This window comes from Allokutzneria sp. NRRL B-24872 (genome assembly GCF_002155965.1).
GTDB lineage: Bacteria > Actinomycetota > Actinomycetes > Mycobacteriales > Pseudonocardiaceae > Allokutzneria.
Window position 1 is genome coordinate 1 of the sequence record NZ_MUMH01000144.1, and the last position, 8,767, is coordinate 8,767.

Annotated in this window: 7 protein-coding genes; 1 reads left to right on the forward strand and 6 read right to left on the reverse strand. The window is 70.0% G+C overall.

The annotated features are described in order from the left end of the window. Both CCN37_RS31245 and CCN37_RS31250 read right to left on the reverse strand, forming a co-directional pair. The coding region (locus tag CCN37_RS31245; RefSeq protein WP_143261890.1) for a hypothetical protein at positions 1-216 on the reverse strand (216 nt) is incomplete at its 3' end. Between the two features lie 259 nt (positions 217-475). Next, positions 476-3,463, reverse strand: coding sequence for a BTAD domain-containing putative transcriptional regulator (locus tag CCN37_RS31250; RefSeq protein WP_086827792.1), 2,988 nt, complete (start codon positions 3,461-3,463; stop codon positions 476-478). A gap of 109 nt (positions 3,464-3,572) precedes the next feature. Here CCN37_RS31250 and CCN37_RS31255 point away from each other — a divergent pair, with 109 nt between their 5' ends. Continuing rightward, a complete protein-coding gene (locus CCN37_RS31255) occupies positions 3,573-4,439 on the forward strand; it encodes an NAD(P)-dependent oxidoreductase (RefSeq protein ID WP_086827794.1) in 867 nt (288 codons plus the stop codon). A gap of 19 nt (positions 4,440-4,458) precedes the next feature. Here the strand turns inward: CCN37_RS31255 and CCN37_RS31260 are convergent, their stop codons facing one another. From CCN37_RS31260 to CCN37_RS31275, 4 genes are all read right to left on the reverse strand, one after another. Next, on the reverse strand, positions 4,459-4,731 hold the full coding sequence (locus CCN37_RS31260) for a hypothetical protein (RefSeq protein ID WP_086827796.1): 273 nt from the start codon (positions 4,729-4,731) through the stop codon (positions 4,459-4,461). A gap of 67 nt (positions 4,732-4,798) precedes the next feature. Beyond that, entirely contained in the window at positions 4,799-5,419 is a 621-nt protein-coding gene (locus CCN37_RS31265) for a YigZ family protein (RefSeq protein WP_086827798.1), read from the reverse strand. Between the two features lie 12 nt (positions 5,420-5,431). After that, positions 5,432-6,970: a hypothetical protein gene (locus tag CCN37_RS31270; RefSeq protein WP_143261891.1), complete on the reverse strand. Its 1,539-nt coding sequence runs from the start codon at positions 6,968-6,970 to the stop codon at positions 5,432-5,434. A gap of 7 nt (positions 6,971-6,977) precedes the next feature. Next, on the reverse strand, positions 6,978-8,525 hold the full coding sequence (locus CCN37_RS31275; protein WP_168200942.1) for a GGDEF domain-containing protein: 1,548 nt from the start codon (positions 8,523-8,525) through the stop codon (positions 6,978-6,980). Between the last annotated feature and the right edge of the window lie 242 nt (positions 8,526-8,767).

Sequence of the window (8,767 nt, forward strand, 5' to 3'; positions counted from 1 at the left end):
GAACACTCCCGGGCGGGAGGTCAGATCCGTGGCCCGGTCGATGAGCCTGGATGCTTTGACCCGCGATACCCGGAGTTCACGCATGAGGATTTCTTCGGAGAATTCCTGGTCGCGTGGATCGAGGTCGGAAATGTAGTCGAGCAGGGTCACGGAAAAGTCCGCTACGGCTTTGCCCATGCCGGTGAAGGCCGCCTTCAAGACGGCATCGGAATCCATACTTCTATTCTACGCCGTTTAAATAGACGATCATGGCTCTAAAGGATGAATTCCCAGGCGTCCGAAATGCCGAAAGCCTCACGCTGGAACGTAAGGCGCGCAACACAGCCGAGGCTTTACCTGGGGTGCGCGTGCCATACGCTCGCGCGAGGGCCGGGTGTTTCATCCCGTGCCCCTGTAAGGCCCAGGGGCGCGCGCAAGGGGCCCCCAGGTCAAGCCGACCCCACGCTGGAACCGGCGCCAGCTGGAAGCCCAGAACCTAAAACCCCAACTCCACCAAAGAATCCGCCCCCCAAGCAAACTCCTCCACAAACCCCACCGCGGCAAGAATCCGATCCACATCCCCCCGTTCCGCCTCCGGCAACGGCATCCCCACCGACCGCCGAGCGGCACCAGCCGCCCCCAACAACAACCTCGCCCGAAAAAGATCCCCCTCCGCAACCGCCACCCCGGCCAGCCCCTCCAAAGCCAAGGCAACCGCCCGAGGGTCACCCAGTTCCCGAGCCAACTCCAGCCCCTGCTCGTGATACCGCCGCGCCAAGAGCGCATCCCCTCGCTGCTCAGCCACAAACCCCAGCTCGGCGTAAATCAACGCGCTCGGATGCCACTCCAGCAAATACCGAAGATGCCTCTCCGCCTCGTCGAACTTCCCCTCGCGCCGAGCACCCAACGCCAACCCGGTGATCGCGTACATCTCCGCTGGCGGGAAGTTCTGCTCGACCCCGATCCGGCGCGCGCGTTCGTGGAACTCCTGGGCGCTGTCGAAGTCCTTGGTGAGCAACGCGACCCGGCCGAGCCAGGACAGCTTGAAGGAGGCTTCGGGCCACAGGCACAGCTCTTCGGCCATGCGCAGGCCCTCGCGGTGCAGCGCGGCGGCGCGGTCGTAGTCGCCGGAGATCTCAGCGAGGGCGCCGAGGGTGAACGACGCTTGGAGCTGGCCCCAGCGGTCGCCGAGCGCGGCGAACTTCGCGGCGCTGCGGTGGGCCAGCTCCTTGGCTTCGGCGAAGTCGCCCTTGTGCATGAGCTGGCTGACCCGGTCACTGGTCGCGGCGGCGATGCCCCACGGATCGCCGGACTCCTCGAAACGCTTGAGCGCCAACAAGGTCAGCGGCTCGGCGGACTGCATGTCGCCGACCGTGGACACGCAGTACCCGAGGAACCACAGCGCCCGCGTGTCCTCCAGGTCCTCCGCAACGTCGAAGATGCGCTGCCCTTCCAGCACGGCGATCCCGGTCAGCCACGCGCGCGCAGCCGGTGATTCGTCGGCGACCAAGCTCAGCGATCTGCTGGCCTCGCCGAGCCGACCTCGGAGGAACCAGTACCACGCCAGCGCGGTGACCAGGCGTTGCGCGAGTCCGGGATCGGCAGCCTCCAAAGCCGCGCGCAGGTTGGGGGTCTCCGCGTCGAGCCGTTCGAGCCACAGCCGCTGGGAGCCCCCGTGCAGCAACGGCGCGGCGCGCTCGGCGAGATCCACGTAGAAGCGGGCGTGGCGCAGCCGCAGCTCCTCGAAGTCACCGGCCTCGTGGACGCGCTCCAAGCTGTACGCGGCCACGGATTCGAGCAGCCGGTAGCGGGGCGCACCACCGCGGATCTCCGAAACCACCAGGGACCGGTCGACCAGGCCGGACAGCAGCTCCAGCACGTCAGTCCCACCGGAGACGGCCTCGGCGGCCTCCAGTGAACAGCTCTCGGCGTGGATCGCGAGGCGCCGCAACAGGGTCCGCTCGGGCTCGCTCAGCAGCTCCCAGCTCCAGTCGATCATCGCGCGCAGCGTGCGCTGCCGGGCGGGCGCGTCCCTCGGGCCCCCGGCGAGCAGGCGGAACCGGTCGCCGAGCCGGTTGAGCAGTTGGTGCACGCCGAGCACCCGGACCTTGCTCGCGGCCAGCTCCAACGCCAGCGGGATGCCGTCGAGCCTGCGGCAGATCTCGGCGACCACCGGCGCGGTGTCCTCGTCGACGGTGATGCCCGCGCGCGTCTCGAAGAGCTGGATCGCGCTGAACTCCCGCGCGCTGACGACGTCGCTGGAGCGGCCAGGCACCTCCAGCGGCGGTACCGGCCACAGCACCTCGTCGGTCAGGCCGAGCGGTTCCTGGCTGGTCGCGAGCACGCGCACGCCCGGAGCGCCGCGCAGCACCCGTGAGAGGACCGTGGCGATCTCCTCCACCAGGTGCTCGCAGTTGTCGGCGACGAGCAGCATTTCCTTGTGCCGCAACGACTCGGCCAGCCACGCCGAGAGGTCGGGGTGCGGTCCTGGTTCCTCGCGCACGCCGAGCGTGGCCGCGATCGCGGCGACCACCCACTCGTCGCCCTGCTGTTTCGTACCGGCGAACTCCAACAGCCACACGCCGTCGGCGAAGCTGAGCCGCCGCGCGACCTCCACCGCGAGCCGTGTCTTGCCGACCCCGCCGGGCCCGGTGAGCGTCACCAAGCGCGACTCGCCGAGCCGTGACCGCACCGCGCGCACGGCGTCGTCCCGGCCGATCAGCTCGCCGACCGCCGCTGGCAGGTTGCTCTTCGTCGGAGCCAGCTCCAGTGCCTGCTCCAGCACCGCTTGGTGCAGCGCGACCAACTCCGGGCCGGGATCGAGCCCCAGCTCGTCGGCGAGCTGGTCGCGCACCTCCGCGTAGCTCGCCAACGCCTCGCTCTGCCTGCCCGCCCGGTAGAGCGCGCGGATGTGCAGTGACCGCAGCCGTTCGCGGAGCGGGTACCGCGCGAGCAGTTCGCCCAGCTCGCCGATGACCGCGCCGTGCTCGCCGAGCGCCAGGCGCGCGTCGGCCCAGTCCTCCTGTGCCGCAAGGCGTTCCTCCTCCAGCCGCTGGACGAGGGACTGCGCGAACGGCTCGTCGGCGAAGTCAGCCAGCGCCGGACCCCGCCAGAGCGCCTGCGCCGACGTGAACAGCTCGGCGCGCTCGCGCGGATCACCCGCAGAACGCGCCCGCGCCGTCAGCGCGCGGAACTCCGCGACATCGGTGGAGGAGGGCCGGACGCGGTAACCCGCCGCCTCCCGCTCCACGAGATCGCGGCCGAGCGCCCTGCGCAGCTGGGAAACCTTGGTCTGCAACGTGTTCATCGGGTTCCCGGGCTGCTGCTCGCCCCACAGGTCCTCGGCGAGGCGGTCCGCCGAGACCACCCGGCCCTCCGCGGCGAGCAGGGCGGCCAGCAGCGCGCGCACCTTCGGCTCGGGCACCCGCACGGGGTGTCCGTCGGAGGTCCACGCGGCCAGCGGCCCCAGCAGTCCGAATCGCACGTCACGAAAGTAGCCCGAGCCACCGACAGAGTTCCGTGCGCAGTTCGTGCGCGGCCCCGTGCAGAGTCGGACTCGACCTCGAAAACACACTCTGAACAGGCAGGACAACATGAGCAAGATCGGCGTGACCCTGATCGGACTCGGACCGATGGGCCAGGCGATGGTCCGCAAGCTGCTCGCCGCCGAGCACGCCGTGACCGTCTGGAACCGCACCGCCAGCCGGGCCGACGCGCTCGTCGACGAGGGCGCGCTCCGGGCGGAGGACGTGGGCGCGGCGCTCGCGGCGAACACCGCGATCGTCCTGAGCCTCACCGACTACCAGGCCATGTACGACATCCTCGGCCAGGCCACGGACGCGCTCGCGGGCAAGGTCGTCATCAACCTCAGCTCCGACACGCCCGCCAAGACCCGCGAGGCCGCGACCTGGCTCTCCGGGCACGGCGCCGAACTGCTGACCGGCGGCGTGATGGTCCCGGCCGTGCTCGTCGGCGAGGAGGGCGCCTACGTCTTCTACAGCGGTTCCCGCGCCACTTTCGACCGGTTCGAGCCGATGCTGAAGGTGATCGGCAGGCCGGACTACGTCGGCGAGGACCTCGCGCTCGCGCAGCTGTACTACCAGGCGCAGCTGGACCTCTTCCTCACCTCGCTGTCCGGTTTCCTGCACGCGACCGCGCTGCTCAACTCGGCAGGGGTGTCCGCGGCGGCTTTCCAGCCCTACGCGGCGGACAACTTCGCCAGCATGTCGATGTACTTGGACGACGCGGTCAAGCAGATCGACTCCGGCGAGCACCCCGGCGATGAGGCAAGCGTGGTCATGATGGGCGCGACCGCCGACCACATCGTCGGGGCCAGCGAGGAGGCCGGGATCGAGACCGGCCTGCCGCGCGCGGTGAAGGCCCACTACGACCGCGCGATCGAGGCCGGTCACGGTGCGGACAGCTGGACCAGCCTGATCGAGCGGATCAAGAAGCCGTGATCTAGTCCATTGTGGACGGTCAGCTGCGGTCGTGGTTGGCCGTGGCCAGCCGCAACAACGCCACCAGCGCTCCTGGTCCCGCGACCAGGAGCGCGGTGTTGAGCAGGCCGCGGTCGGTGTCGTCGTCGCGCTGGCGCACACCGGCCTCGGTGAACTCGAAGAAGGTGTAGGCGATCGCGGTCACCGAGACGCCGACGACCAGCAGCAGGAGCGTCCGGCGGACCTGGGGGTTGGGGACGGGGGCCAGTGCGACGAGCACCCAGAGCAACGTGAACAGGAACAGGCCGGACATACGCGCCTCCCTCGTACGTCACCGCTGTCTCCAAGATGGCACAGCGAGGGGGGCGCGTCAGCCGGTCTCATCCATTCGTCAGATCCACTTCGACATGGCCTGAACCGTCCACTGTGTACTCAGCCTGCCCCGCGGTCTGCTCGGCGAGCCACGCGCCGAACTCCGCGAGGGCCTGCTCCTCGACGCTGAGCCGGAACGTGACCTCGGCCCGGTGCTCGACGTCGGTGAGGTGGAAGCGCGAGTTCCGCAGCTCGTTCTCCAGCTTGCCCGCCCGCAGGTAGTCCACGACCGTCGAGACCAGCAGCACCGGCCGCCGCTCGACCACGCCGAGCAGGTCCACCGCTTCGGCGACGACCCCGCCGTAGGCCCGGATCAGCCCACCGGCGCCCAGTTTGACCCCGCCGTAGTAGCGGCTGACCACGGCGACGACCCCGGTCAGCTCGCGTCTGCGCAGCACCTCCAGCATCGGCACGCCCGCCGTGCCAGCGGGTTCACCGTCGTCGCTGGAGCGCTGCGCGTCGTCCAGGACGTAGGCCGAGCAGTGGTGCCCGGCGCCGACGTGCAGCTTGCGGCGGGAGCGGATGACCTCGCGCGCCTCGTCCTCGTCGGCGACCCTGGCGAGCGCGCACAGGAACCGTGACTTCTTGATCTCCAGCTCGTGCTCGCCGGACTGCTTGAGGGTGCGCATCGGAACCCGACGCTACCAGGGCTCCACCGCGATCTCGGCGTTCCCGGTGCGCACCACCAGACCCCGCTTCAGCTCCTCCGCGACGCGGCCGTTCGCCAGCCACGCGTGCACCGCCGACGGCACCAGCTCGATCGGCCCGCCCGAAGCCGCCAGCCGGAGCCGTCGCCCGTCGCGCAGCCACACCACGCACGACCGGGGATCGGTGATCACGCCGACGGTCTGGCACACGGGAAGTCCGGCCAGCCACCGCTCGGCGTCGGCGCCGTCTGGGAGCAGCAGCACGCCAGCGGCTTGGAGGAGTCGTGGCTTCGCCTCCGGTGTCACCGCGATGTGGCGCTGCGGCTGCTCGGAGACCGGGTCGGCGAGAAAGCGTTGCAGCTCAACGGTGTTGTCGTCCAAGCACCGCGAGGCCACGAAGTACGAGGACGGGCGCGGCGCGTCCACCACGGGCAGGCTGAGCGTGGGCAGCTCCGCCGGTCCGACCGGCTCCAAGCCCATCAAGCGGCACATAAGGTCGCGGAGCCTGCTGGCCGCCGCGCCGCTCTGGTCGAACGTGCGCCACGCGATCCCTTCCCAGGCAACGAGATCGTCCAACTGAGCGCGCAGCGGCCGATCGTCCAGCCGAGGTGCCAACGCGCCCAGCTCAGCCATTGGCGTGCCCGCCGCGATCTCGTCATCGGCGAAGGCGCCGAGCAGGACCGGAACGCCCATCGCGGTCGCGTAGAGCCCCAGTGAGCCGTGGTCGCCGATCACCGCGTCAGCAGCGATCACCGCCGCCTGCCAGGTTTCGTGCGGTGGCAGCAGCATGGCTGTCGGAGTCCAGTGCCCGAGCTGGCGCGCGCCGTGGTGGTCCCAGCCGTTGGGGTGCAGTGCGGTGATCACCAGGTAATCGTCGACGGGCAGCTCCCTGTTGAGCCGGTCCAGCAGCTCCGGCCGCGTGCGCAGCAACGACTTCTCGCCCCAGGTCGAGCTGATCAGGACGATCCGGCGATCAGCCGCTCCGAGGGATTCGCGGTAGCGCCACCGAGCCCACGCGTTCTCGCGCATCCGGTCGTGGCAGGGATCGCCGACGACCACCGCGCGTTCCAGCGCCTCTGGGCAGGTGCGCGCCAACGTTTCGAGCTGGTCCTCGTGCGTCAACGCGATCGCACTCGGCGTGACTTTTCCGTTGTGCAGCAACTGTTCTCGCGCGAGGCCGGAGAGGGCTCCCGAGGCCAGCACCTTGTTGTGGCCCGCTCCGTGCGGGATGAGCAGCAGTGGTGCGCGCAGTCGGTGCAGCGGCCCGTTCGCGCTCGCCGAGACCGCGAGGCTGTAGGCGGTCTTGACGGCTCGGCGCCACGGAACGACCTTCGCCTTCGCTTGGCGCAGCAGGTCCTCGACGCCGTCGGCGAAGTCCGAGCCCGGCACGATCGTGTAGTGCGCCTGCACGCGCCGGTTCTGTTCGATCAGCGGCAGCACTTCGAGCAGGCGCGCCGCCGCGGTGACCGTGCGGGCGACCGCGAGCACCGTCCTGTCGTAGCCGAAAGTGGCCTGCGGTGGGGAATCGGTCAACGCGTGCCTACGCGGAGTGCAGGGCGAGCGTGCCCTTGCCGCGCCGCTTGGCGGTGTACATGGCCGAGTCCGCGCGGGCCAGCAGCTCGTCGGCGGTGAGCCCGGACTCGCCCGGACCGAGCTCGGCGAGCCCGATGCTGGCGCGCACCACGTGTTCGCGCCCGTCGACCTGGTACGGCTGCTGCATGCCCTCCAGGACGGCGTTGCCGACCTCCTCGGGGCTCTTCCCGTTCTGGTGCAACAGGATGCCGAACTCGTCTCCGCCGAGCCGGGCCACCAGGTCGGTGCTGGGCAGCAGCCCGCGCAGCCGCGCCGAGATCTCCCGCAGCAGCGCGTCGCCGGTCGCGTGCCCGTACTGGTCGTTGACCTTCTTGAAGTCGTCGAAGTCGATGAACAGCACCAGCAGCGGCGGCCCGGTCGCGGAGTTGCCCTCCACCGCGCGGCGCAGCGTCTCCTGGAACAGCGCGCGGTTGGCCAGGCCGGTCAGGGAGTCGTGGTAAGCCTGGTACTCCAGTTCGCGCTGGCTGGCCCGCAGCCGCCCGAGCAGCCACAGGTTGTCGGCGATGGCGATCAGCTGCCTGCCGACGACCGCGCCGACGAGCCAGAACCCGAGGTAGATCTCCAGCGGCTCGACCTGGGTGGTCTCGGTGATGCGGAAGGCGAGGAACAGCGCGGCGATCGGCAGCGGCACGTACGGCACGGCCAGGTGCAGCCAGTGGTCGGAGCGCCTGCGCTTGCGCGGCAGCGGACGGCCGGGCGGCGCGACGGCGGTGAGCAGGAACAGCGCGTTGCCGGTCATGTACCCGATGTCGATCACCGGCGGGATGTGCTTGATGCCGCTGAGCACCAGGCTCGTGGTGATCGTCGCGGAGGTGGCGTGCGCGAGGAAACCGAGCACCAGCAGGCCGAGCGCGGGTTGCCGCACCAGGCCGCGCGGCCCCGACACCACCACGGCGATCACCGCGACGAGCACGTAGGAGGTCGGGTGCAGCAGTTGCAGCACCAGGTTGCCCGCCTCGCTCACCGCGGCCGAGCGGTTGGCCAGCTTCAGCATCAGCCCGGCGTGCCCGACCAGCAGCACCGAGCTGGCGATGATCACCACGTCCAGCACCAGCACGGCGCGCATCCGCTTCGGCCTGGTCACCGGCCGCTGCTCCTCGCCGACGCCGAGGTCGACCAGGCTGATCACCGTGATCAGCGCGAAGACCGGGACCATGAAGTAGGCGACGTTGCCCAGGGTGCTCGCGGGCAGCGGGAGGCCGCTGATCAGCTTCGTCCAGATCCACACGCCGAGGCCGAGCCCCATGCAGCACGCCGTCGCGGCCATCCACAGCCGCCAGCCGCGGTCGGCCCCGCTCCTGCGGCGCGCGCCCACCAGCAGGATCAGCACGGTGACCAGGCTGAAGAGGACCTGCAGGGTCTTGTCGGCCAGCACTGAGCCGGGATTGCCGAGCGCTTCGGTGGTGACCATGACCGAGGCCGCCACGAGGACCAGGGACACCACGACGGCCACCGCGCGGAAGGACCGCCACTGCGCCCCCGCGTTTGCTGACATCGTCGTTGACCTGCCAATACGCCGGGTGCAGAACACCATATGACGGCGGGTTGGCGGTGTCGACGACTGACACCTGGCCGAGAGGTCAGATTTTTCGATGCTCGCGGAACCGCCGCCGCGCCGGGAGTCTGTTCCTGCGGTCAGACCCCCTGAACGAGAAGAGACATCCAGTGCTGAGGTTCGGTTTCGCGCTCGTCCTGCTGGGCTTCGTGCAGAAGAGCCGCAGGCCCGCCGCGCCCGCC